At 68.6% G+C, this 22659-nt stretch carries 20 protein-coding genes; 19 read left to right on the forward strand and 1 reads right to left on the reverse strand.

The genetic code is table 11. The features are described from left to right. Positions 1-5 precede the first annotated feature (5 nt). The gene (locus ACAM52_RS01140; protein ID WP_369645852.1) at positions 6-779 is read right to left on the reverse strand and encodes a ferredoxin--NADP reductase; all 774 of its coding nucleotides are present in this window, start codon (positions 777-779) and stop codon (positions 6-8) included. 319 nt (positions 780-1098) lie between these two features. Here ACAM52_RS01140 and ACAM52_RS01145 point away from each other — a divergent pair, with 319 nt between their 5' ends. The 19 genes from ACAM52_RS01145 (at position 1099) to tssE (ending at position 22645) form a co-directional block, all read left to right on the forward strand. After that, entirely contained in the window at positions 1099-2718 is a 1620-nt protein-coding gene (locus ACAM52_RS01145; protein WP_369645853.1) for a 6-hydroxynicotinate reductase, read from the forward strand. A gap of 4 nt (positions 2719-2722) precedes the next feature. Continuing rightward, positions 2723-3625, forward strand: coding sequence for a UPF0280 family protein (locus tag ACAM52_RS01150; protein ID WP_369645854.1), 903 nt, complete (start codon positions 2723-2725; stop codon positions 3623-3625). Positions 3626-3646: 21 nt separating this feature from the next. Next, a complete protein-coding gene (locus ACAM52_RS01155) occupies positions 3647-4288 on the forward strand; it encodes an amino acid synthesis family protein (protein ID WP_095743158.1) in 642 nt (213 codons plus the stop codon). A 38-nt stretch (positions 4289-4326) separates the two neighbouring features. Further along, positions 4327-4911, forward strand: coding sequence for an amino acid synthesis family protein (locus tag ACAM52_RS01160; RefSeq protein WP_369645855.1), 585 nt, complete (start codon positions 4327-4329; stop codon positions 4909-4911). Between the two features lie 59 nt (positions 4912-4970). Beyond that, a complete protein-coding gene (locus ACAM52_RS01165) occupies positions 4971-6176 on the forward strand; it encodes an ABC transporter substrate-binding protein (protein ID WP_062473975.1) in 1206 nt (401 codons plus the stop codon). Positions 6177-6257: 81 nt separating this feature from the next. Continuing rightward, positions 6258-8183, forward strand: a complete 1926-nt coding sequence (locus ACAM52_RS01170; protein ID WP_369645856.1) for an ABC transporter permease — start codon at positions 6258-6260, stop codon at positions 8181-8183. Continuing rightward, positions 8180-8971: an ABC transporter ATP-binding protein gene (locus tag ACAM52_RS01175; RefSeq protein ID WP_095949850.1), complete on the forward strand. Its 792-nt coding sequence runs from the start codon at positions 8180-8182 to the stop codon at positions 8969-8971. Before ACAM52_RS01170 ends, ACAM52_RS01175 begins: the two co-directional genes overlap by 4 nt. Next, complete coding sequence (locus tag ACAM52_RS01180; RefSeq protein WP_139703387.1) at positions 8968-9702, forward strand: ABC transporter ATP-binding protein; 735 nt, start codon at positions 8968-8970, stop codon at positions 9700-9702. The genes ACAM52_RS01175 and ACAM52_RS01180 overlap by 4 nt, the downstream gene beginning before the upstream one ends. 34 nt (positions 9703-9736) lie before the next feature. Then, complete coding sequence (pncA, locus tag ACAM52_RS01185; protein WP_095949848.1) at positions 9737-10462, forward strand: bifunctional nicotinamidase/pyrazinamidase; 726 nt, start codon at positions 9737-9739, stop codon at positions 10460-10462. 70 nt (positions 10463-10532) lie between these two features. Further along, positions 10533-11693, forward strand: a complete 1161-nt coding sequence (locus ACAM52_RS01190; protein ID WP_369645857.1) for an ABC transporter substrate-binding protein — start codon at positions 10533-10535, stop codon at positions 11691-11693. Further along, positions 11671-12183, forward strand: a complete 513-nt coding sequence (locus ACAM52_RS01195) for a (2Fe-2S)-binding protein (RefSeq protein ID WP_139703391.1) — start codon at positions 11671-11673, stop codon at positions 12181-12183. The genes ACAM52_RS01190 and ACAM52_RS01195 overlap by 23 nt, the downstream gene beginning before the upstream one ends. Further along, a complete protein-coding gene (locus ACAM52_RS01200; RefSeq protein ID WP_369645858.1) occupies positions 12180-15911 on the forward strand; it encodes a molybdopterin cofactor-binding domain-containing protein in 3732 nt (1243 codons plus the stop codon). The genes ACAM52_RS01195 and ACAM52_RS01200 overlap by 4 nt, the downstream gene beginning before the upstream one ends. 71 nt (positions 15912-15982) lie before the next feature. Next, the gene (locus ACAM52_RS01205) at positions 15983-17170 is read left to right on the forward strand and encodes a fumarylacetoacetate hydrolase family protein (RefSeq protein ID WP_369645859.1); all 1188 of its coding nucleotides are present in this window, start codon (positions 15983-15985) and stop codon (positions 17168-17170) included. 116 nt (positions 17171-17286) lie between these two features. Continuing rightward, the gene (gene tssA / locus ACAM52_RS01210; RefSeq protein WP_369645860.1) at positions 17287-18396 is read left to right on the forward strand and encodes a type VI secretion system protein TssA; all 1110 of its coding nucleotides are present in this window, start codon (positions 17287-17289) and stop codon (positions 18394-18396) included. 85 nt (positions 18397-18481) lie between these two features. Next, positions 18482-19051 carry a type VI secretion system contractile sheath small subunit gene (tssB, locus tag ACAM52_RS01215; RefSeq protein WP_369645861.1) on the forward strand — a complete coding sequence of 190 codons (570 nt, stop codon included), beginning with the start codon at positions 18482-18484 and terminating at the stop codon, positions 19049-19051. Next, entirely contained in the window at positions 19048-20556 is a 1509-nt protein-coding gene (gene tssC, locus ACAM52_RS01220) for a type VI secretion system contractile sheath large subunit (RefSeq protein WP_369645862.1), read from the forward strand. Before tssB ends, tssC begins: the two co-directional genes overlap by 4 nt. Before the next feature lie 51 nt (positions 20557-20607). Continuing rightward, positions 20608-21090 carry a type VI secretion system tube protein Hcp gene (locus ACAM52_RS01225; protein WP_062473964.1) on the forward strand — a complete coding sequence of 161 codons (483 nt, stop codon included), beginning with the start codon at positions 20608-20610 and terminating at the stop codon, positions 21088-21090. A gap of 140 nt (positions 21091-21230) precedes the next feature. After that, entirely contained in the window at positions 21231-22103 is an 873-nt protein-coding gene (locus ACAM52_RS01230; RefSeq protein WP_369645863.1) for a type VI secretion system accessory protein TagJ, read from the forward strand. Continuing rightward, a complete protein-coding gene (gene tssE, locus ACAM52_RS01235) occupies positions 22100-22645 on the forward strand; it encodes a type VI secretion system baseplate subunit TssE (protein WP_062473960.1) in 546 nt (181 codons plus the stop codon). Before ACAM52_RS01230 ends, tssE begins: the two co-directional genes overlap by 4 nt. The last annotated feature ends 14 nt before the right edge of the window (positions 22646-22659 follow it).

Below are 22659 nucleotides of genomic sequence, written 5' to 3' on the forward strand. Positions count from 1 at the left end.
GGGTCTTACTTCTCGGCGAAGGCGCGTTCGACGACGAAGTCGCCCGGCGTCGAGGTGTTGCCTTCCTTGAAGCCGCGCTTTTCCAGGATGTGCTTCAGGTCGACCAGCAGGCCGGGGCTGCCGCACAGCATCACGCGGTCTTCCTCGACGTTCAGCGGGGGCAGGCCCAGGTCGTCGGTGAGCTTGTTGCTCTCGATCAGGTCGGTGACGCGGCCCTGGTTGCGGAACTCCTCGCGCGTGACCGTGGGGTAGTACAGCAGCTGCTTGGCGATCATCTCGCCCAGGATCTCGTGCTTGGGCAGGTGGTCGGTCACGAGGTCGTGGTAGGCCAGCTCGTCGACCTGGCGCACGCCGTGCACCAGGATGACCTGCCCGAACTTCTCGTACGTGTCGGGGTCGCGGATGATGCTCATGAACGGCGCCAGGCCGGTGCCCGTGCCGAACAGGTACAGGCGCTTGGCCGGCAGCGTGTAGTCGATGAGCAGCGTGCCCGTGGGCTTGCGGCCCACGATCACGGTGTCGCCCACCTGGATGTGCTGCAGCTTCGAGGTGAGCGGGCCGTCTTCCACCTTGATGCTCAGGAACTCGAGGTGCTCCTCGTAGTTCGGGCTCACGATGCTGTAGGCGCGCAGCAGGGGCTTGTTGTTGACCTTCAGGCCGATCATCGTGAAATGACCGTTCGAGAAGCGCAGCGCCGGGTCGCGCGTGGTGGTGAAGGTGAACAGGCGGTCGGTCCAGTGGTGGACGCTCAGGACGCGTTCTTCGCTGAATGCACTCATACAGAACTCAAGTGTTGGTTGAAGACAGAAAAGGGTGGCTGAGCCGAAATGCACGCCTTTGGGGCGTCCGCCATCGGCCGGCTAGCAACCCTCCATTGTCGTTGGTCGGAAAAACCCCGATGAACACCGCGAGAAAACACCATTGCAAGCATCGGGCCTGTTTGCTACATTGACCTTTGATGTAGTGAACGCAACATGAAAGTGTAGGGGATGCTACACAAACGAAAGCCGCCGCACAAGCACCTGCACGGCACGTTTGTTGCAAACCTCCGGGGCCTGAAGACCCGCTCCGACAGCACCACACCACGAGATCGCCCCGATGACTGAACACACCAAGACAGACGGACTGCCCGGCATCGACATGCCCCTGGTCGCGCAGGCCGGCGGCGCCGCCTTCGGCAAGGCGCCGCCGCGCAACGAGAAGATGAGCACCGCCAAGGTCGAGTGCAACGCCTGCCCGGTGCTGTGCCAGATCTCCGACGGCCGCACCGGCGCCTGCGACCGCTACGCCAACCGCCAGGGCGTGCTGGTGCGCGTCGATCCGGTGGTGCTGCTGCGCCGCACGCTCGCCAGCGAACAGCCGGCGCTCGTGCCCTTCGACCGGCCCGGCGCCGAGGCCACCGAGGCCGATGCCACGCCCGACTGGAACGGCGACCTGCTGCACGCCGACGAGGTTTTCGTCACCGGCGTGGGCTCGTCCACCACGTATCCCGACTACAAGCCCGCGCCCTTCATCGTGGCTTCGAAAGCCCAGGGCGTCGACATGGTCACCGTCGTCACCGAAGGCATCTTCAGCTACTGCAGCTTCAAGGTGAAGATCGACACCGACCGCTTCCTGGGCGCCGAGCAGGCCAACGTGCGCTACAAGGGCGAGGTCGTGGGCCATGTCACCACGGCCGAGTACGGCTCGCAGATGCTGTCGCTGGGCGGCGTGCACCACCTCACGGGCGGCAGCAAGAAGGAAGGCCGCATGACGGCCGAGCTCATGCAGCTCTTGGGCAACAAGCAGGCGGTCGAATGCACCATCGACGGCGGCGCCAGCCTCGTCATCCAGGCCGGCAAGGCGCCCATCGTCAACGGCGTGGAAGAGCAGCGCATGCGCGTGGGCTGCGGCTCGGCCGCCGTGGGCATCTTCGCGCGCCAGTTCGCCGGCGTGGCCGACGAGGTGGTGGTGGTCGACGACCACATCACCGGCGTGCTCACCGAGCACCAGGCCGGCCGCTGCCTCGACATGACGCCCTCGGGCATCCAGATGCTGGGTCGCAAGTCGACACCCGGGCGCTACTTCCAGGTCGCGAACCCGGGCAACGGCTGGGGCGGCACCGACATCGCCGACCCGCTGGCGATCATCGAGGGCTGGGAAGAGGGCGTGGCCCGCCCCGGCCTGCGCCTGCTCATGACCTCCACCACCGGCGAGCATGCGCAGTGGTACGTGCTCGACGAGGCCCTGAAGCCCGTCGAGCAGCCCATGCCGCCCGAGGTGCGCCGCATCGTCGACCGCATCGGCGAGAACTGCGAGCCCTCGCTGTGCACCGTGCTGTTCCTCGGCGGCGCCGGCGGCAGCCTGCGCGCGGGCGTCACCGAAAACCCCGTGCTGCTCACGCGCGCCATCAAGCGCGCGCTGGTCAACGTCACCTGCGGCGGCGCGCCGGCCTATGTGTGGCCCGGCGGCGGCATCACGGTGATGGCCGACGTCATGCGCATGCCCGACAACAGCTTCGGCACCGTGCCCACGCCGGCCATCGTCGCGCCCATCGAGTTCAGCATGCGGCGCGCCGACTACGAGGCGCTCGGCGGCCACGTCGAACACATCTTTCCGCTCGAACAGGCGCTCGCGCGCGGCGCGTGGCAGGAAGACGGCGCACCGCTGGCGCGCCAATGGCTCGTCATCGACGATGCCAATCCGTGGCCGCTCGGCCATGCCCCGATGCTGGGCTGAAACCATGTCCGCCCAACGCACGGCGCTCGACGCGGGCCGCTGGCATTTCAACCACGGCCCGATCGACATCGTGGCCGAAGCGCGCGGCGACCCGTACGCCGTCGCCGCCGCGCACGACGCGGCCTGGGCGCGCTTCGGCCATGTGCTCGACGAACTCGTGCGCGAACTGCCGCAGCTGCGCCTGCCCGTGGCCGCGCGTCAGCGCCCGCGCGGCGTGGTGGCGCGGCGCATGTGGGACGCCTGCGATGCGTTTTCGCCGTTGTTCCTCACGCCCATGGCGGCCGTGGCCGGCAGCGTGGCGCAGGAACTCATCGCCTTCTACGACCGGCCCGGCATCGAGCGCGCCTGGATTAACAACGGCGGCGACATCGCGCTGCACCTCGCGCCCGGGCACACGGCGCGCGTGGGCCTGTTCGCGGATCTCGCGCGCTTCGACTGGCGCGACAGCGGCATGCTGACCACCGACGGCCAGTTCGAGCTGCACGCCGACCAACCCGTGCGCGGCGTCGCCACCAGCGGCTGGCGCGGGCGCAGTTTCTCGCTGGGCATCGCCGACAGCGTGACGGTGTTGGCCGCCACCGCGGCGCAGGCCGACGCCGCCGCCACCGTGATCGCCAACGCCGTCGACGTGCCTGACGCCGCCATCCAGCGCCTGCCCGCCAGCGCCTGCAAGGACGACAGCGACCTCGGCGACACCCTCGTCACCGTCGACGTGCCGCCGCTGGCGCCCGCGCAGGTGCACCATGCACTCGATGCGGGCGCGGCGTGCGCCCGCGCGCTGCAGAAAAGGGGGCTCGTGTGGGCCGTTCTGCTCGTTTGCCAGGGGCAGTGGCGGCGGGTGGAACCCTTATGCTCGAAGTCGCTGGACATCGCGCTGCCCGAAGCAGTTGGTTCAGTATTTGCTTAACGAAAAGCAAGGTTCTTTTTCATGATCGAAATCCGTCGCGTCTTCACCCATGTCGAGCACATCCACCACGAGTTCGGCCCGCGTGCCGAAACCCCGCTGGTGCGCGGTGCCATCGGCGCGGTGCTGACCAATCCTTTCGCGGGCCGCTACGAGCCCGACATCCTGCCGATGATGGCGCTGCTCGACCCCGTGGGCGTCGACATGGCGCACCAGCTGCACGCCGCCATGGACGTGCCGCTCGAGCAGATCGCCACCTACGGCAAGGGCGCCATCGTCGGCGCCGACGGCGAGCTGGAGCACGGCGCGCTGTGGCACGTGCCCGGCGGCTACGCGATGCGCGAGCTGCTCGGCTGGAAGGGCAGCCGCGCCGCCTACACCGCGGGCAAGGCCGAGGAGAAAACCGGCCAGCCCGGCAACGCGCTGTCGATCGTGCCCTCGACCAAGAAGGTCGGCCCGCCCGGCGCCGCGCTCGACGTGCCGCTCACCAACATCAATGCCAGCTACGTGCGCGGCCAGTTCGACGCCATCGAGGTGCGCGTGCCCGGCGCGCCGATGGCCGACGAGATCGTCTTCATCCTCGCGATGAGCACCGGCTACCGCGTGCATGCGCGCGTCGGCGGCCTGCTCGCCAAGGACATCAGCAAGTGGGACGGCCTGCGCTGACCGCACAAGACAAGAGACAAGACAAGGAACACACAGACATGACCGCCAACATCCGCAAGCTCGTCATCCAGGTCGATGAAACCCGCAAGGAAATGGGGCAGGACGTGACGCCGCCCACGCGCCGCGCCGTCGCCATCGCCGTCATCGAGAACCCCTACGCCGGCCGCTACAGCGAGAACCTCGACGAGCTCATCGCCATCGGCGAGGAGCTCGGCGCGCTGCTGGGCCAGAAGGCCGTGAAGGCGCTGGGCATCGAACCCGGCCAGGCGCAGAGCTACGGCAAGGCCGCCATCGTCGGCGAGCGCGGCGAGCTGGAGCATGCCGCTGCCATCCTGCATCCCAAGCTGGGCGCGCCGTTGCGCGTGGCGGTCGAGAAGGGCGCCGCGCTCGTGCCCTCGGCCAAGAAGCAGGGCACGCTCGGCACCGCCATCGACGTGCCGCTGGGCCACAAGGACGCCGCCTTCGTGCGCAGCCACTTCGACGCCATCGAGGCCCGCGTGGCCGACGCGCCGCGCGCCAACGAGATCGTCGTGGCCGTGGCCGTCACCGACAGCGGCCGCCCGCTGCCGCGCATTGGCGGCCTGCAGGTCAGTGAAATCAAGGGCGAAGACGGTCTTCGCTGACCTGTCATTGCATCGTCACCCGCATCGTGTTTTCTGTTCGAACTTCTAGGAGCTTCCCGATGAATCCATTGCGCCTTGCCTTCTGCGCCGCTTCCGTCGTCACGCTGGCCACCGCCCTCGTCCCCGCGCATGCGCAGGGCGTGATCAAGATCGGCGAAATCAACAGCTACAAGGCGCAGCCCGCCTTCCTCGAGCCCTACAAGAAGGGCATGGAACTGGCGGTCGACGAGATCAACGCCAAGGGCGGTGTCAACGGCAAGAAGCTGGAGCTCATCAGCCGCGACGACAACGCCAACCCCGGCGATGCCGTGCGCGTGGCCGAAGAGCTCATCTCGCGCGAGAAGGTCGACGTGCTGGCCGGCGCCTTCCTGTCGAACACCGGCCTGGCGCTGACCGACTTCGCCAAGCAGAAAAAATTCTTCTACCTCGCCGCCGAGCCGCTCACCGACAAGATCGTCTGGAGCAACGGCAACAAGTACACCTACCGCCTGCGCCCCTCGACCTACATGCAGGTCGCGATGCTGGTGCCCGAGGCCGCCAAGCTCAAGAAGAAGCGCTGGGCCATCGTGTACCCCAACTACGAGTACGGCCAGTCGTCGGTCGCCACCTTCAAGACGCTGCTCAAGGCGATCCAGCCCGACGTCGAGTTCGTCGCCGAGCAGGCGCCGCCGCTGGGCAAGGTCGATGCGGGCAGCGTGGTGCAGGCCCTGGCCGATGCCAAGCCCGACGCCATCTTCAACGTGCTGTTCGGCGCCGACCTGTCCAAGTTCGTGCGCGAAGGCAACACGCGTGGCCTGTTCAAGGACCGCGAGGTCGTGAGCGTGCTGACCGGCGAGCCCGAGTACCTCGACCCGCTGAAGGACGAGGCGCCCAACGGCTGGGTCGTCACCGGCTACCCCTGGTACGGCGTGAAGACCGCCGAGCACAAGGCCTTCAACGACGCCTACCAGGCCAAGTTCAAGGACTACCCGCGCCTGGGCTCGGTGGTGGGCTACAGCGCCATCTACTCGATCGCCGCCGGCGTGAAGAAGGCCGGCAGCACCGACACCGAGAAGCTCGTGGCCGCCTTCAAGGGCCTGCAGGTCGACACGCCCTTCGGCAAGATCAGCTACCGCGCGCAGGACAACCAGTCCACCATGGGCGCGTACGTCGGCAAGACCAAGAACGACGGCGGCAAGGGCGTGATGGTCGACTACGTGTACCTCGACGGTGCCAAGTTCCAGCCCACCGACGACGAAGTGAAAAAGATGCGCCCTGCGGACTGACCGCACGGCTCCTGCAACGCGTCCGCCGCCGCTTCTTGAGCGCGGCGGGGCGCGGTGTCTCCAGTTTCCTCAGGGTCCCTCATGAGCTTTTCAGGCTTCGTTGTTCAGTTGCTCAACGGGTTGGCCGGTGCGTCTTCGCTGTTTCTGGTGGCGGCCGGCCTCTCGTTGATCTTCGGCGTGACGCGCATCGTCAACTTCGCCCATGGATCTTTTTTCATGGTGGGCATCTACGTCGCGTACACGCTGGTCGAGAGGCTCGGCCCGAGCGTGGGCTTCTGGCCTGCGCTCTTGATCGCCGCGCTCGCGGTGGGCGTGCTGGGCGCGCTCATCGAGGTGCTGCTGCTGCGCCGCATCTACAAGGCGCCCGAGCTGTTCCAGCTGCTGGCCACCTTCGCGCTGGTGCTCGTCATCAAGGACGCGGTGCTGTGGCTCTGGGGCCCTGACGAACTGCTCGGCCCGCGCGCGCCGGGCCTGAAGGGTTCGGTCGAAATCCTCGGTCGCCAGTTTCCTTCCTACGACCTGTTCCTGATCGTCGTCGGCCCGCTGGTGCTCGGCCTCGTGTGGCTGCTGCTCACGCGCACGCGCTTCGGCACGCTGGTGCGCGCCGCCACGCAAGACCGCGAGATGGTCAGCGCGCTGGGCGTCAACCAGGCCTGGCTGTTCACCGCGGTGTTCGCGCTCGGCGCGCTGCTTGCGGGCCTGGGCGGCGCACTGCAATTGCCGCGCGAACCCGCCACGCTGGAGATGGACCTGAACACCATCGGCGCCGCCTTCGTCGTCGTGGTGGTCGGCGGCATGGGCTCGCTGCCCGGCGCCTACGTGGCCGCGCTGCTCATCGCCGAGATCAAGGCCGTGTGCATCTGGCTGGGCGTGGTGCAGATCTTCGGCATCGATGTGTCGTTCTCCAAGCTCACGCTGATGGTCGACTTCCTCGTGATGGCCATCGTGCTGGTGTGGCGCCCCTGGGGCCTGTTCGGCCGGCCGCAGGCGCCGAGCCGTTACGTGGGCATGCAGGAAGAGCCGCTGCGCCGCCCGAGCACCGCCTACATCGTGGCTGCCGCCGGGCTGGCGCTGGTGCTGGCCGCGCTGCCGCTGCTGACGGCCGGCTCGCCCTACACCACGGTGCTGATGATCGACCTGCTGATCGCCGCGCTGTTCGCCACCAGCCTGCACTTCATCATGGGGCCGGCCGGCATGCACTCCTTCGGCCACGCCGCCTACTTCGGCCTCGGAGCCTACGGCGCGGCGCTGCTGGTGCGCGCGCTGCACCTGCCGATGGAGCTGGCGCTGGTGGTCGCGCCGCTGGTGGCCGCGCTCGGCGCCTTCGTCTACGGTTGGTTTGCCGTGCGGCTGTCGGGCGTGTACCTGGCGATGCTCACGCTGGCCTTCGCGCAGATCACCTGGGCCGTCACCTACCAGTGGGACAGCTTCACGGGCGGCAGCAACGGCCTGACCGGCGTGTGGCCTTCGGAGTGGCTGTCGAACAAGCAGGTGTACTACTGGCTCACGCTGGTGCTCGTGGGCGCAGGCGTGTGGTGGCTGCGCCGCGTGCTGTTCTCGCCCTTCGGCTATGCGCTGCGCGCGGGCCGCGACTCGGTGCTGCGCGCCGACGCCATCGGCATCGACGTCAAGCGCATGCAGTGGGCGGCCTTCGTCATCGCCGGCACCGTGGCCGGCCTGGCCGGCGCGCTCTACGCGTTCTCCAAGGGCAGCATCTCGCCCGAGAGCCTGTCGGTCGGCAAGTCGGTCGACGGCCTTGTGATGGTGCTGCTGGGCGGTATCCAGACCCTGGCGGGCCCCGTGGTCGGCGCCGTCACCTTCACCTGGCTGCACGACACCGTGGCGCGCAACACCGACTACTGGCGCGCGATGCTCGGCGCCATCATCCTGATCCTGGTGCTGCTGTTCCCCCAGGGCATTGCAGGGTCGATCAAGCAGCTCGTCGACCGGTGGCGCGCACCGAAGCATGATGAAGCAGACGCCAAGCTCAAGGAGGTGAAGGCATGAGCCTCCTCAAAGTCACGAATCTCGGCAAGTCCTTCGGCGGCGTGAAGGCCGTGGACGGCATCAGCTTCGAGCTGCCGCCCGGCGAACTGCTCGCACTCATCGGCCCCAACGGCGCCGGCAAGTCGACCACCTTCAACATGGTCAACGGCCAGCTCAAGGCCGACCAGGGCTCGATCACGCTCGACGGCCACGAACTCGTGGGCCGCAAGCCGCGCGAGATCTGGCGCAAGGGCGTGGGCCGCACCTTCCAGATCGCCGAAACTTTTGCCTCGCTCACCGTGGTCGAGAACGTGCAGATGGCGCTGCTCTCGCACGACCACAAGCTGTTCTCGATGTGGCGCCGCGCGGCCGACCACAAGCGCGACGAGGCGCTGGCGCTGCTCGACCAGGTCGGCATGAAGGCGCAGGCTGACCGGCCCTGCAGCGTGCTGGCCTACGGCGACGTGAAGCGCGTCGAACTCGCGATCGCCATGGCCAACTCGCCCAAGCTGCTGCTCATGGACGAGCCCACCGCCGGCATGGCGCCCCAGGAGCGCAACTCGCTCATGGCGCTCACCAAGGACCTCGTCATCCAGCGCGGCATGGCCGTGCTCTTCACCGAGCACAGCATGGACGTGGTGTTCGCGTACGCCGACCGCATGATCGTGCTGGCGCGCGGGCGCCTCATCGCGCAGGGCAAGCCGCTCGAGATCCGCGACCACCCGAAGGTGCAGGAGGTGTACTTCGGCAGCGGCAAGACCTTCGAGAAGATCGCCGAAAAGGCTGCTGCATTGGGAGTCACCGCATGAGCACGCATGAACCTCTTCTGGAAGCCAAGGCCTTGTGCGCCTGGTACGGCGCCGCGCAGATTCTTTACGACGTCGACCTCGAAGTGCGACGCGGCGAAGTCGTCGCGCTCATGGGCCGCAACGGCGCGGGCAAGTCGACCACGCTCAAGACGCTCATCGGCATGCTCACCAAGCGCCGCGGCGCCGTGCGCTTCCTGGGCCACGACATTTCGAAGAGCGAGCCGCACCACGCGGCGCGCCTCGGCCTGGGCTTCGTGCCCGAAGACCGTCGCGTGTTCACCGACCTCACGGTGATGGAGAACCTCGAGGTCGGCAAGCAGCCCGCGCGCCAGTGGGCCGATGGCACCGCGGCGCCGCTGTGGACGCCCGAGCGCCTGTTCCAGCTGTTCCCCAACCTTGGCGAGATGCCCAACCGCCCCGGTGGCCGCATGAGCGGCGGCGAGCAGCAGATGCTCACCGTGGCGCGCACGCTGATGGGCAACCCGTATCTCGTGCTGCTCGATGAGCCCTCCGAGGGCGTGGCCCCCGTCATCGTCGAGCAGATGGCCAACATGATCCTCGAGCTCAAGGCGCAGGGCGTGAGCATCCTGCTGTCGGAGCAGAACATGCACTTCGCCGAGCTGGTCTCCGACCGCGCCTACGTGCTCGAGAAGGGGCAGATCCGCTACCACGCGACGATGGCCGAACTGGCGGCCAACGAAGAAGTGCGCAGGGCCTACCTCAGCGTCTGACCGTTTCCTTTCCTCAACCACCGGAGTCCACATCATGCATCGCAGAACCGTCCTGAAGTCCGCCGCTGCCCTGGGGCTCGTCGGCAGCCTCGGCAGTTTCGGCCTCTCCGCTTTCGCGGCCGGCAAGATCAAGCCCGGTGGCAAGGCCGCGCTGATCGTGGTCGACGTGCAGAACTGTTTTCTGGACGGCGGCACGCTCGCGGTGAAGGGCGGCAACGAGGTGATCCCGGTCATCAACGCGCTGGCGCCCGCGTTCCAGAACATCGTCGTCACGCAGGACTGGCACACGGCGGGCCACGCTTCGTTCGCCAGCACCTACAGCGGCAAGAAGCCCTTCGAGACGACGAAGCTCAACTACGGCACGCAGGTGCTGTGGCCCGACCACTGCGTGCAGGGCACCGACGACGCGGCGCTCGGCAAGGAGCTGAAGGTGCCGACCGCGCAGCTCATCATCCGCAAGGGCTTCCACAAGGACATGGACAGCTACTCCGCCTTCGAAGAGGCCGACCACAAGACGGCCACCGGCCTGGCCGGCTACCTCAAGGCGCGCGGCATCAAGACCGTGTTCGTCACCGGCCTGGCCACCGACTTCTGCGTGGCCTGGACCGCGATGGACGCACGCAAGGCCGGCTTCGAGGCCTACGTGATCGAAGACGCCACGCGCGGCATCGATCTCAACGGCTCGCTGGCCGCCGCCTGGAAGCAGATGACGGCCAAGGGCGTCAAGCGCATCCAGTCCGGCGACATCCAGGCCGGCTGACGACCCCGAAGTCCGCGGCGCCGCCGCGGCAACACCCCTCCGACGACAACAACAAAGAGACAGACGACGCATGAAGCTTTCGATTTCAAGGCGCACCCTGGTGGCGGGCGGCGCGGCCCTGGCCCTCGGCCCCGGCCTGCTGCGGCCGGCGCGCGCGGACAACGGCGTGACCGACAGCACCATCCGCATCGGCCAGTCGGCCGTGTTCAGCGGCCCGGCGAAAGACTTCGGCGTCGACTACCGCGCGGGCATCCAGCTGTACTTCGACCGCGTCAACAAGTCGGGCGGCATCCACGGCCGCAAGATCGAACTCGTCACCTACGACGACGCCTACGAGCCCGCGAAGACGGCCGCCAACACCGCCAAGCTGATCGACGAGGACAAGGTCTTTGCGCTCACCGGCTACGTCGCCACGGGCAACCTTGCGGCCGCCATGCCGCTGGCCGAGAAGGCCGGCGTGCCGATGTTCGCGCCGCTGGTGGGCACCACGTCGTTCCGCACCAAGACCAACCGCTACCTGTTCCACGTGCGCGCGGGCTACGACCTGGAACTGCGCAAGATCATCAGCCACCTCTCGACGCTGGGCATCCAGTCGATCGCCGTGGTCTACCAGGACAGCGCCTTCGGCAAGTCGAACCTCGCCACCTGCGAGCAGCTGGCCGCCGAATACAAGGTGAAGGTGGTGCAGACGCTGCCCATGGCCATCGCAGCCGAAGACGCCAAGCAGGTGATCGGCGGGCTCGCCGAAGGCCGCCCCGGCGCCGTCGTGATGATCATGGCCGGGCGCATGACCGAGGTCTTCATCCGCGACTACCGCGCGAGCGGCGCGGCCGCGCCGCTGTACACGCTGTCGGTCGGCATCACCGACGCGGCGGGTTCGGCCAAGCGGCTGGACGGCAAGCTCGCCGGGCTGGTCACGGCCAGCATCGTGCCGCCGCCCGGTGCGCAGCGCGTGCCCATCGTGGCCGACTACCAGCGCGACCGCGCCGAGTTCGGCCAGAAGATCGACAGCTACACCGCGCTCGAGGGCTACATCGTCGCGCGCGTGATGGCCGAGGGCCTGCGCCGCGCGGGCAAGGCACTCACGCGCGACAGCTTCATCGCCGGGCTCGAGAGCATCGGCAGCACGCGCTTCGGCGACTTCCCCATCGACTACAGCGCGAAGAACCACAACGGCTCGACCTTCGTGGACCTGGAGATGTACACCCGTGACGGCCAGTTGCGGCGCTGAGCCGCTGCACCTGCAGGTCAACGGCCGGGCGCACGCGCTCGCCGGCGTGCCGCGCGAAGCCACGCTGCTGCACCTGCTGCGCAACGACCTCGGGCTCAACGGGCCCAAGTACGGCTGCGGGCTCGGGCAGTGCGGCGCCTGCACGGTGCATGTCGACGGCGTGGCCGCGCGGTCCTGCGTGATTCCCGCGCACGGCGTGGCGGGGCGCAGCATCACCACGCTCGAAGGCCTGGGCATGCGCGGGCGCTGGCATCCGGTGCAGGCCGCCTTCGAAGACGCGCAGGCCGCGCAGTGCGGCTACTGCCTCAACGGCATGGTCATGCAGGCCGCGGCGCTGCTCGCGCGCGACCCCGATGCCAGCGAGGCGCGCATCCGCAGCGAGCTGTCGGGCAACCTGTGCCGCTGCGGCACGCACATCGAGATCCTCGACGCCGTGCAGCGCGCCGCCGTGCGCCTGCGTGCGGCCCCGCCGGACGCCCCCGCCGCATGACGCGCCGCGCCGACCTGCCGCAGACGCGCGCGGAATTCCTCGCTGCCGACGGCGTGCTGCTGGTGGTGCGCGAAGCGCCGCCTCCGCCGCCGCCCGCCAAGGGCCAGCCTGCCTTCATCGCCAGCCACCCCAGCGAAGGCGACGAGGTGCTGCTCGCTCTGTGGGACGACGGCAGTGTCTCCGCGCTCAACGGCCACGTCGACCTGGGCACCGGCATCCAGACCGCGCTGGCGCAGATCGTGGCCGAGGAGCTCGACCTCGGCATGCCCTGCGTGCGCATGATGCTCGGCGACACCGCGCGCGCGCCCAACCAGGGCGCGACCATCGCGAGCGCGTCGATCCAGATCCACGCGCAGCCGCTGCGGCTGGCCGCGGCGCAGGCGCGCGCCTGGCTGCTGGCGCGCGCGGCCGAGCGGCTGGGCGTGGCCGTCGATGCGCTGCAGGTGCGCAACGGCGTGGTGCGCGTGGCCGAAGCGCCGCAGCGCCACATCAACTACGCGGACCTCGTGGCGCACCAGCGCACCGTGCTGCGCCTGGACCTCGACGCCACCCCCAAGAACCCGGCCGACTACCGCCTCGTCGGCACGCGCCAGGCGCGCGTCGACATCCCGGCCAAGCTCGCGGGCGACCTCGTGTTCGTGCACGACATGCGCGTGCCCGGCATGCTGCACGGCCGTGTGGTGCGCCCGCCGTATGCGGGTGCGGACCACGGCGAGTTCATCGGCAACACGCTGGAGTCGGTCGACGAATCGTCGATCGCGCACATCCCCGGCATCCGCGCCGTGGTCGTGGTGCGCGACTTCGTCGGTATCGTCGCCGAGCGCGAGGAACACGCCGAGCAGGCGATGCGCGAGCTGCGCGTGACCTGGAAGCCCTGGCCCGGCATGCCCGACCTGCGCGACGTGGCACAGGCCCTGCGCGACAACCCCTCGACGCAGCGCCTGCTGGTCGACGAAGGCGATGTCGATGGCGCCATGGCCGCCGCCGCGCAGCCGATGCAGCGCACGTACGTGTGGCCCTACCAGATGCATGCGTCCATCGGCCCGTCGTGCGCGCTGGCCGAGTGGCAGCCCGCCGACGGCAGCGGCATGCAGCTGCGCTGCTGGGCCGGCTCGCAGAACCCGCATGTGCTGCGCGCCGATCTTGCGAAGTTGATGGGCGTGGACGACGTGCAGGTCGACGTCGTGCGCATGGAGGCCGCGGGCTGCTACGGCCGCAACGGGGCCGACGACGTGGCGGCGGATGCCGCGTTGCTCGCGCGTGCCGTGGGCGCGCCGGTGCGCGTGCAGCTCTCGCGCGAGCAGGAGCACGCGTGGGAGCCCAAGGGCGCCGCGCAGCTCATGGAGATCGACGGCGGGCTCATGGCCGACGGCCGCGTCGCCGCCTACGACTTCGAAACCTCCTATCCGTCGAACGGTGCGCCGACGCTGGCGCTGCTGCTCACGCGCACGGTCGAGCCCGTGGCGCAGGCCTACGAGATGGGCGACCGCACCGCGCGCCCACCGTACACCTACGACAACCTGCGCGTGAAGGTCAACGACATGGCGCCGATCGTGCGCGCCTCGTGGCTGCGCGGCGTGTCGGCGCTGCCGAGTTCGTTCGCGCACGAGTCGTACATCGACGAGCTGGCGACCGCCGCCGGCGTCGACCCCGTGCAGTTCCGCCTGCGGCACCTGGACGATCCGCGCGCGGTCGAGCTCGTGCAGGCCACCGCGCAGAAGGCCGGCTGGCGCATGCGCACCGGGCCGCAGGAGAACGCCGACGGCGGGCTCGGCGAAGGCGGCGACATCCTCTTCGGCCAGGGCTTTGCGTACGCGCGCTACATCCACAGCAAGTGGCCGGGCTTCGGCGCCGCATGGGCCGCGTGGGTGGCCGATGTCGAGGTCAACCAGAAGACCGGCGAGGTGCATGTGCGCCGCGTGGTGGTGGGGCACGACGCGGGGCTGCTGGTCAACCCGGCGGGGGTCGAGCACCAGGTGCACGGCAACGTGATCCAGACCACGAGCCGCGCGCTCAAGGAGCAGGTGCAGTTCGCGCCGCAGCAGGGCGCCGCAACGGGCGGTGCGCAGTTGCCGGGCGTGTTGCCGACCGGCGTGGTCGCGAGCCGCGAGTGGGGCAGCTACCCGATCATTAATTTCCGCGACGTGCCGGTGATCGAGGTGATGCACATGCCGCGTCCCGGCGAGCCGTCGCTGGGCGCGGGTGAGTCGTCGTCGGTGCCGGGCACGGCAGCGATCGCGAATGCGATCTTCGATGCGACGGGCGTGCGCTTCCGCTCGCCGCCGTTCACGCCGGAGACGGTGCTGGCGGAATTGAACCGGGGTTCGCTGCCACCGCCTCCGGGCCAGGGCGATGGCCACGCGAAGGGCGATGCCGCCGGCCCCTCTTCCTCAGCTGCCTCAAGCGCAGGCGTGAGGGACGCCCTGTGGCCGCGTCGCAAGGGCCTGTGGGCCACCGGCGCCGCGCTCTTCATCGGCGGCCTGGGCGTCATCGCCGGCCTGCTCGGCTGGCGTGCGGCCATCGCGCCGGTGTCGCTCAGCGCGCCGGTCTACAGCGAGTCCACCATCGAACGCGGCCGCGTGCTCGCCGCGCTCGGCGATTGCGCCGTGTGCCACACCGCGCCGGGCGGCGCACCCAACGCCGGTGGCCGCGCGATGGACACGCCCTTCGGCACGCTCTACACCACCAACCTCACGCCCGATGCCGAGACGGGCCTGGGCCGCTGGTCGTTCAGCGCCTTCCAGCGCGCGATGCGCGAAGGCGTCTCGCGCGACGGCCACCACCTGTACCCCGCGTTCCCCTACACCGCCTTCGCGAAGACCAGCGACGACGACCTGCAGGCGCTCTATGCCTACTTCATGGCGATGCCGGCGGTGCGCGCGCCAACGCCCAAGTCCGAACTCAAGTTCCCGTTCAGCCTGCGCCCGCTGATGGCCGGCTGGAACGCGCTGTTCCACGACCCCGCACCGCTTCCGCCCGTGCCCACGCAGAGCGCCGAGTGGAACCGCGGTGCCTACCTCGTCAACGGCCTGGGCCATTGCGGCGCCTGCCACACGCCGCGCAACGCGCTCGGCGCGGAGCAGGGCGGCAGCGCGTTCCTCTCGGGCGCGATGGTCGATGGCTGGGAAGCGCCCGCGCTCACGCAGCTGTCGAAAGCCGCCGTGCCGTGGGACACCGACGCGCTCTACCGTTACCTGCGCAACGGCCACTCGCCGCGCCACGGCATCGCGGGCGGCCCGATGGCCGAGGTGGTGCGCGAACTCGCGCAGGTGCCCGACGCCGACGTGCGCGCGATGGCCGTCTACCTCGGCTCGTTCAACCCCGCGCCGGTCGCGCAGCCGCAAGCGCTCGCGCAGCAGGCCATCGACAACGCCGTGCGCACACAGGGCCAATTGCTCGGCCCCGCGCAGCGCATGTTCGACAGCGCGTGTGCGTCGTGCCACCACGACGGCGACGGTCCCACGCTGCTGGGCGTGAACACGCCGCTCGCGCTCAACAGCAGCCTCACGAGCACACGGCCCGACAACCTGCTGCGCACCATCCTCGACGGCGTGCGCGCACCCGCGCACCGCGACATCGGCTTCATGCCCGCGTTCCGCGAAGCGCTCGACGACCGCCAGATCGCCGACCTCGCCGGCTACATGCGCGCACGTTTCGCGCCGCAGGAAGCGCCGTGGGCGAACCTGCCCGCCGAGGTGGCGCGCGTGCGGGCCACGCCGGGCCACTGACCCGCAGCGGGCGTGGCCGCGGGCCCGCGGCTACGATGGCGCGCAGACCTTATTCACGGAGACACCCCACCATGCCTTTGGACCTTTCGATCGCTTCCAGCCTGCCCCGCGACGCCGAGCGCGCCACCCTTGTCGGCCGTCTCTGGCAACCCGGCGTGGGCCCGGTGCTGGTGGCCGTGCAGGGCGATGGCCTGCACGACCTGTCGACGCTCGCACCCACCATGAGCGACCTGCTCGAAGGCAAGGGCTCGCCGGCCGAAGCCGTGCGCGCTGCATTGCAGAGTGGCACCGCGCCACGCATCGCCGCGCTCGATGCCGTGCTGGCGAACAGCGACGAAAGCACGCGCGACAGCAATCAGGCCTGGCTGCTCGCCCCTTGCGACCTGCAGGTCGTGAAGGCCAGCGGCGTGACCTTCGTCGCGAGCCTGCTCGAGCGCGTGATCGAAGAGCAGGCGCGCGGCGATGCCTCGCGCGCCGAGGCCACGCGCGCGGCCATCGGCGATGTGCTCGGCGACAACCTCGCCGACATCGTGCCGGGCTCGCCCGAAGCCATGAAGGTGAAGGACGTGCTCATCGCGCAGGGCATGTGGTCGCAGTACCTCGAGGTCGGCATCGGCCCCGATGCCGAGGTCTTCACCAAGGCGCCGGTGCTCGCGGCCGTGGGCACGGGCGCCGACGTTGGCATCCACGCGGACTCGGCCTGGAACAACCCCGAGCCCGAGGTCGTGCTCGCAGTGAACAGCCGCGGCGAGGTGCTCGGTGCCGCGCTCGGCAACGACGTCAACCTGCGCGACTTCGAAGGCCGCAGCGCACTGCTGCTGGGCAAGGCCAAGGACAACAACGCGTCGTGCGCCATCGGGCCGTTCATCCGTCTGTTCGATGCGCACTTCGGCATCGCCGATGTGCGGCGCATCACGGTCGCGTTGAACGTGACGGGCCCCGAGGGCTTCACGCTCGAAGGCTCGAGCTCGCTGTCGAAGATCAGCCGCGATCCGCTCGACCTCGTGGCACAGACACTCAACCGCCACCACGCCTACCCAGACGGTTTCATGTTGTTTCTGGGCACGATGTTCGCGCCGACACAAGACCGTCACGGGCCGGGGCAAGGATTCACGCATGTCGTGGGCGACCATGTGCGCATCGCGGCCCCTGAATTGGGTGCGTTGAACAACCGCGTCGTGCATGCAGACCAGGCGCCACGGTGGTCTTTCGGCCTCGGTGCGTTGATGCGCAACCTCGCGTCGCGTCGGCTGCTGTAGCCCGTACTTCTGCACTTTAAAAGCAGATGTACTCCTTTGGAATTCAGAGGCTGCACTTTGCATTCTGTTGCGGTTGACCATGCCTCTTCTTACCCTCAAGATGACTACCATCGCGAGTGGATAAATCAAGGGAGTCGTGGTTGCTGCCGAATGAGATCGATCTGTTGCAGACGCCCGTCGAGGGCCCGCTTCCCTGTGGTGAAGATCTGGAATACGACGCCGATTTCATGGCGCTCCAACAGGCGGCCACGGGCAAGCGCGAGCAGCAGTTCGGCGACACGATCATTCCCGCCGAGCCGCCCGACTGGGCGCGTGTAGACCGCATCGCACGACAGCTGTGCGTGCGCACGCGCGACCTGCGCGTGCTGGTGCCGCTCACGCTCGCATGGACCGAAAGCCGCGGCCTGCCGGGCTATGTCGACGGGCTGCGCCAGGTCGATGCGGTGCTGCAGGCTTTCTGGAACGACGTGCATCCGCGCGTCGTCGATGGCACGAACGAAGACCCGCTGCCGCGCATGAATGCGCTGGCTGCACTGGCCGAAGCCGAAGGGCTCGGACGCAGCGTGCGCGATGCGCGGCTGCTCGAAGACGGCGGCACGGCGATGAGCCTGCGGCAGGTCGAGGCGCTGCTCGATTCGAGCAAGAGCGACCAGGTGGACTACCCCGGCGGCGTGGGCCGCCTGCGCGAGGCCGCACGCCGCGCACACGACAAGGCGGCAGCGCCGGTCGTGGCCCTGCGTGAGGCTTTGGCACTCCTGCAGCGCATCCGAGAGACCTGCGAGCGCGCGCTGGGCCAGAGTTGGGCGCCCGATTTTTCAAGGCTCGAACGGTCGCTGCGCACCGTGGGCCAGTTGCTGCCGGAGCAGCCGCACAGCGAGGTGCCGCAGGCGTCGGCAGTGGGCCGTGCAGAAGACACAAGCGGTGCGGCGCACGTGCACGCACCCGCAGCGCACGTTGCAGCGGCCACGCAGGCTGCAGTGCGTCCGCTGCGCATTCAAGAGATTGAAATATCGGCTCGTGAAGATGTGCAAGTGTTGTTGGAAAAAGCATGTGAGTTCCTGGAACGAACGGAACCGAGCCATCCGGCACCCATGCTGATCCGCAGGGCCCAGCGGCTGATGGACCTCAACTTCTTCCAGATCATCGAAGAGCTCGTGCCCGAGGGATTGCAAAAGATAGAAAGCCTTGCCGGCCGCCCGTTGAACGGCGACGCCGCATTGCCCTAGCGGCCGTTGCTGCCGGCGAGCAGGAACAACGCGCCGGCACCGGTCGACCGGTACGACCCATGCATTCAGTTTCAAGAGGACGCTTATGGCAGACAACCGTGTCAGGAACAGTGGTCAGAAGTTCATCGCGCGCAACCGGGCGCCGCGCGTGCAGATCGAGTACGACGTCGAGATCTACGGCAGCGAACGCAAGATCCAGCTGCCTTTCGTGATGGGCGTCATCGCCGACCTCGCGGGCAAGCAGACCGACCCCATGCCCGACCTCGCGGAGCGCGAGTTCATGGCGGTGGACATCGACAACTTCGACGAGCGCATGAAGTCCATCAAGCCGCGCGTCGCGTTCCAGGTGCCCAACACGCTCATCGGCGAAGGCCAGATGAACGTGGACATCACCTTCGACAGCATGGACGACTTCTCGCCCGCGCGCATCGCGCGCCAGGTCGACGCGCTGCAGCAGCTGCTCGAGGCGCGCACCGAGCTGTCGAACCTGCTCTCGTACATGGACGGCAAGAACGGCGCCGAGCAACTCATCGCGCAGGCGCTGCAGAACCCGGCGCTGCTCAAGTCGCTGGCGTCCGCGCCCAACCCCGCGGTCGCGCAGGCGGCCGCCGATGCCGCAGCAGCCAAGCAAGCCGACGACAGGACCGCACCATGAGCACCGCATCCCAGCAGAGCGCACGCGCAAAGACCGCGACCGTTGAAGCCCTCGAACCCAACGAGTTCTCCGACCTCCTGCAGCGCGAGTTCAAGCCCAAGACCGAGCAGGCGCGCGAGGCGGTGGAGAACGCCGTCAAGACGCTGGCCGTGCAGGCGCTCGAGAACACCGTCACCATCTCGAACGATGCCTACCGCAGCGTGCAGGCCATCATCACGGAGATCGACCGCAAGCTGTCGGAGCAGATCAACCAGATCCTGCACCACGAAGACTTCCAGCAGCTCGAAGGTGCATGGCGCGGCCTGCACTACCTCGTGAACAACACCGAGACCGACGAGCAGCTGAAGATCCGCGTCATGTGCGCGTCGAAGCGCGAAGTGGCGCGCTCGCTCAAGCGCCACAAGGGCATCGGCTGGGACCAGAGCCCGATGTTCAAGAAGATCTACGAGGCCGAGTACGGCCAGTTCGGCGGCGAGCCCTTCGGTGCGCTGATCGGCGACTTCCACTTCGACCACAGCCCGCCCGACGTCGAGATGCTCGGCGAGATGGCCAAGATCGCCGCCGCCGCGCATTGCCCCTTCATCGCCGGCGCCTCGCCCACCGTGATGCAGATGGACTCGTGGCAGGAGCTGTCGAACCCGCGCGACCTGACCAAGATCTTCCAGAACACCGAGCACACCGCGTGGCGGTCGCTCCGCGATTCGGAAGATGCGCGCTACATCGGCCTGGCCATGCCGCGCTTCCTGGCGCGCCTGCCCTACGGTGCGCGCACCAACCCGGTCGACGAGTTCGAGTTCGAGGAGGAAACCGATTCGGCGCTGCACACGCGTTACACCTGGGCCAACTCGGCCTATGCGATGGGCGTGAACATCAACCGCTCGTTCAAGCAGTTCGGCTGGTGCACGTCGATCCGCGGCGTGGAGTCGGGCGGCGCGGTCGAGAACCTGCCCACGCACACCTTCCCCACCGACGACGGCGGCGTGGACATGAAGTGCCCGACCGAGATCGCCATCAGCGACCGGCGCGAAGCGGAGCTCGCCAAGAACGGCTTCATGCCGCTGGTGCACCGCAAGAACTCCGACTTCGCGGCCTTCATCGGCGCGCAGTCGCTGCAGCAACCGGCCGAGTACTACGACGCCGACGCCACGGCCAACGCCAACCTGGCGGCGCGCCTGCCGTACCTGTTCGCGTGCTGCCGCTTCGCGCACTACCTGAAGTGCATCGTGCGCGACAAGATCGGTTCGTTCCGCGAGCGCGAGGACATGGAGCGCTGGCTCAACGACTGGATCATGAATTACGTCGACGGCAGCCCCGGCACCTCGTCGCAGGACACGAAGGCGATGAAGCCGCTGGCGGCGGCCGAGGTCCAGGTGGAAGCCATCGAGGACAACCCCGGCTACTACGCCGCCAAGTTTTTTCTCCGGCCGCACTACCAGCTCGAGGGGCTGACGGTGTCGTTGCGGCTGGTTTCGAAGCTGCCGTCCAACAAGAAGGACAGCAGCTAATTCCACTGTCCCGCTACCGGGCAATTCATCGATAACTTTTGGGGGTCAATCATGGCAGTAGACATGTTCATGCGCGTCGAGGGTGCAAACGGCGAGTCCAAGGACTCCAACCACAAGGACTGGACCGACATCAAGTCGTTTGCATGGGGAGCGACGCAGCCTGGCAACATGGTCAGCGGCGGTGGCGGCGGCGTGGGCAAGGCCAGCTTCAACGACCTGCAGGTGCTCGCGCGCATCGACAAGGCCGCGCCTTCCGTGCTGAAGAACTGCGCGAGCGGCAAGCACCTGAGCAAGGTCGAGGTGGCCGTGTGCAAGGCCGGCGGCTCGCAGATCGAGTACACGCGCGTCACGCTCGAAGAGGTGCTTGTCACCTCGGTGCAGTACACGGCCGAGCAGGGCGGCGACGCGGTGCTCGTGCAGTACGCCTTCCAGGCCGCGAAGGTGAAACAGCAGTACTGGGAACAGACCGACAAGGGCGGCAAGGGCGCCGAGACGGTGCTGGGCTGGAACATCAAGGAAAACAAGGAAGCCTGATTTCCTTGTTGCGCGGCGGGGCCGTGGCCTTCGGGGCCATGCAGCCCCTGCCGGCGGTCCACAGCCGTTTGTCTGTCTCCTGCGGCGCCCCTTCGCGGCGCGCCGCCTTTCACCTTTCAGCCAGTCAACGGGGAAGTTTCATGGGCGATGGGTTTGCAGTGCTGGGCGAGCGCTCCGTGGCCGAGCACACCGAATGGGTACAGCGGCAGATCCGCGCCAGTCCCCAGAATGCCGGCCTGCGCCTTGCCCTGTGCCACTTCCTCGCGCTGCGCGGCGAATGGCAGCGGGCCGAAGACCAGCTCAAGCTCGCGACAAAGCTCGACCCCACGTTCACGCCGGCCAGCGTCACCTGCGCGATGGCGCTGCGGGGCGAGCGCGAACGCTCCGACTTCTGGGCCGGTGGCGGACGCACGCCGGCCATCGTCTCGGGCAATGCCGACTGGGTCGAGCAGCTGCTCGGCGCCGCCGTGTTGCCCGCTGAACGTGCCGACGAGGCCGCCGCGCTGCGCGAGGCCGCGCGCGACGCGGCGCCCGCGCTGCAGGGCACGCTGACCACCGTCGACCGCTCCGATGCGCGCGCCGTGCAGGCGCTCGACGGCGAGCCCGCGGTGCACAGCGACTTCGCCTGGCTGTGCGACGGCGACGCGCGCATCGGCGCCGTGCTCGAACTGTTCACGCCCTCGGGCTATGCATGGCTGCCGCTGCCGGCGGTGCGCCGCATCAAGTTCTCGCGCCCGCAACATCTGGTCGACCTGCTGTGGGCGCCGGCCGAGATCGAGCTGCACGACGGGCGCGGCCTCAACGGCCTCGTGCCGGTGCGCTACCCGGGCGCGCTCGACAGCCTCGACGACGAGACCGCGCTGGGCCGCCGCACCGACTGGCAGCCGCTCGCGGGCGACGACCAGTTCGCGGGCGTCGGCCAGCGCACGCTGATCAGCGAGGCGGGCGACCACTCGCTGCTCGACCTGCGGCGCATCGAGTTCGCCGCAGCGACGGAAGGCGTGCCCCCATGACACCCGCCGTCACCACCGACATCGACGGCGACGCCCAGGAAAGCGTCGCGCGCGACCGCCTGCAGCCCGTGCTGCTCGACCGCCTCACCGACAAGGCGCCGCAGAACGGCCAGGAGCGCGCGGGCGCCTTCCTCATGAGCGGAAAGCTGCTGCGCGATTCGGTGCTGCGCGACCTGCAGTGGCTGCTCAACACCACCAACTTCGGCGCCGACCACCGCATCAACGGCATGCCGCGCGCGCGCGGCTCGGTGGTGAACTACGGCGTGCGCGGCTGGGCCGGCGGGCGCATGTCGGAGGTCGACTTCGCCGACGTCGAAGCGGCCATCCGCGCGGCCATCATCGACTTCGAGCCGCGCATCATGAAGGACAGCATCGACGTGCGCTGCGTGACCGATGCGACCGACCTGGAGCACCACAACCTGCTCGCACTGGAGATCCGCGGCACGCTGTGGTCGGTGCCGTACCCGATCGAGTTCATCCTGCGTTCGGAGCTGGACCTGGAAAGCGGGCACATGGTGCTGCGACCGACAGGAGGGCTGTGATGCGACTGCATGGG

This window comes from Variovorax sp. V118, assembly GCF_041154445.1.
GTDB lineage: Bacteria > Pseudomonadota > Gammaproteobacteria > Burkholderiales > Burkholderiaceae_C > Variovorax > Variovorax boronicumulans.

Coding starts and splice junctions, on each gene's coding strand:
- ACAM52_RS01140 (WP_369645852.1), bottom strand. CDS start 779: ATGAGTGCATTCAGCGAAGAACGCGTCCTGAGCGTCCACCACTGGACC.
- ACAM52_RS01145 (WP_369645853.1), top strand. CDS start 1,099: ATGACTGAACACACCAAGACAGACGGACTGCCCGGCATCGACATGCCC.
- ACAM52_RS01150 (WP_369645854.1), top strand. CDS start 2,723: ATGTCCGCCCAACGCACGGCGCTCGACGCGGGCCGCTGGCATTTCAAC.
- ACAM52_RS01155 (WP_095743158.1), top strand. CDS start 3,647: ATGATCGAAATCCGTCGCGTCTTCACCCATGTCGAGCACATCCACCAC.
- ACAM52_RS01160 (WP_369645855.1), top strand. CDS start 4,327: ATGACCGCCAACATCCGCAAGCTCGTCATCCAGGTCGATGAAACCCGC.
- ACAM52_RS01165 (WP_062473975.1), top strand. CDS start 4,971: ATGAATCCATTGCGCCTTGCCTTCTGCGCCGCTTCCGTCGTCACGCTG.
- ACAM52_RS01170 (WP_369645856.1), top strand. CDS start 6,258: ATGAGCTTTTCAGGCTTCGTTGTTCAGTTGCTCAACGGGTTGGCCGGT.
- ACAM52_RS01175 (WP_095949850.1), top strand. CDS start 8,180: ATGAGCCTCCTCAAAGTCACGAATCTCGGCAAGTCCTTCGGCGGCGTG.
- ACAM52_RS01180 (WP_139703387.1), top strand. CDS start 8,968: ATGAGCACGCATGAACCTCTTCTGGAAGCCAAGGCCTTGTGCGCCTGG.
- pncA (WP_095949848.1), top strand. CDS start 9,737: ATGCATCGCAGAACCGTCCTGAAGTCCGCCGCTGCCCTGGGGCTCGTC.
- ACAM52_RS01190 (WP_369645857.1), top strand. CDS start 10,533: ATGAAGCTTTCGATTTCAAGGCGCACCCTGGTGGCGGGCGGCGCGGCC.
- ACAM52_RS01200 (WP_369645858.1), top strand. CDS start 12,180: ATGACGCGCCGCGCCGACCTGCCGCAGACGCGCGCGGAATTCCTCGCT.
- ACAM52_RS01205 (WP_369645859.1), top strand. CDS start 15,983: ATGCCTTTGGACCTTTCGATCGCTTCCAGCCTGCCCCGCGACGCCGAG.
- tssB (WP_369645861.1), top strand. CDS start 18,482: ATGGCAGACAACCGTGTCAGGAACAGTGGTCAGAAGTTCATCGCGCGC.
- tssC (WP_369645862.1), top strand. CDS start 19,048: ATGAGCACCGCATCCCAGCAGAGCGCACGCGCAAAGACCGCGACCGTT.
- ACAM52_RS01225 (WP_062473964.1), top strand. CDS start 20,608: ATGGCAGTAGACATGTTCATGCGCGTCGAGGGTGCAAACGGCGAGTCC.
- ACAM52_RS01230 (WP_369645863.1), top strand. CDS start 21,231: ATGGGCGATGGGTTTGCAGTGCTGGGCGAGCGCTCCGTGGCCGAGCAC.
- tssE (WP_062473960.1), top strand. CDS start 22,100: ATGACACCCGCCGTCACCACCGACATCGACGGCGACGCCCAGGAAAGC.